General features: G+C 68.6%; 1 protein-coding gene. It reads left to right on the top strand.

Features of this window, described 5'->3' with window-relative positions; all coding sequences use genetic code 11:
* The coding region (locus tag QSK20_RS31910) for a lantibiotic dehydratase (protein WP_285792320.1) at positions 1 to 1,059 on the top strand (1,059 nt) is incomplete at both ends.

Genomic DNA, 1,059 nt, shown 5'->3' with positions numbered 1-1,059 from the left:
TGGCGGTTGTGGGATCAGTTTGCGTTGCGTGGGCCGGGTTTTCCGGCGTCGGGTGTGTTGCGGTTGGCGCCGGAGGGTTTGGCGGTGGCGGCGGACAGGTTTGTGGGGGTGGAGGTGTTGTCGGGGGCGGATTGGGAGGCGTTTGAGGAGGTGTTCGGGGCGGCGGTGGTGTCGTTGGCGGGGGTGTTGCAGGGGATTGCGGGTTCGGGGTTGTTCCGGTCTGCGGTGGCGTGGCAGAACCGGGCGGTGTTGCGGTCGGGTGTGGGGCCGTTTTTGTCGTGGGTGCCGTCGGTGGCGGGGCGTACGAGTATGCCGCGTCAGCGGGAGGAGTTGGTGGCGCATTACTGGCAGCGGTTTTGTGTGAAGAACGACACGATTGGGTTTTTCGGTCCGGTGGGTTGGGGTCGGTGGGATCTGTCGGGTCGGGGTGTGGTGGTGGATGCGGGTGTGGGGTTGGTGGCGGGTTCGGAGGTGTTTTTTTCGCCGTGGGCGGTTGATGCGGTGGCGAGGGTGGTGGGTGGTGGTGGGGGGGCGCGGGAGTGGTTGGCGCCGCGTCGGGTGCCGTTTGTGCGGGTGACGGGGGAGGGTGTGGTGGTGCCGGGGCTTCCGGTGCGGGCGGTGGACCGGCGGTGGCGTCGGGTGTTGGAGTTGTGTGACGGGCGTCGTACGGCTGGGCAGATCGCTGCGGCGGCGGGGGTGTCGTTGCCGGATTGTGTCGGTGTGCTTGGGGACCTTGTCCGGCGTCGTTGGGTCAGTTGGCGGTTGGAGGTTCCTGCCGATGTGCGGTCGGAACGTCATCTGCGCCGTTGGCTGGAGGGGGTGGGTGATCCGGGTCTCCGGCGGCGTGGTCTGGAGGCGCTCGATGTTCTGGAGCGGGGCCGTGACCGTGTCCGGGCGGCTACCGGTGTGGACGCGCTCGTGGCTGCGTTGGCCGTGTTGGAGGCCGATTTCGTGTCGCTGACCGGTACCGCTGCCGCTCGGGAGAAGGGTTCCGGTACCGCTCCCTGCCGCGCTGTCGTCTACTCCGACAGCCGCCGCTCGGCCACCATCCGCCTCGGC

It is taken from the genome of Micromonospora sp. NBRC 101691, assembly GCF_030269285.1.
Lineage (GTDB): Bacteria > Actinomycetota > Actinomycetes > Mycobacteriales > Micromonosporaceae > Micromonospora > Micromonospora echinospora.
Note: the sequence above shows the minus strand (reverse complement) of the source record. Positions and strands in the feature narration are given on the sequence as shown.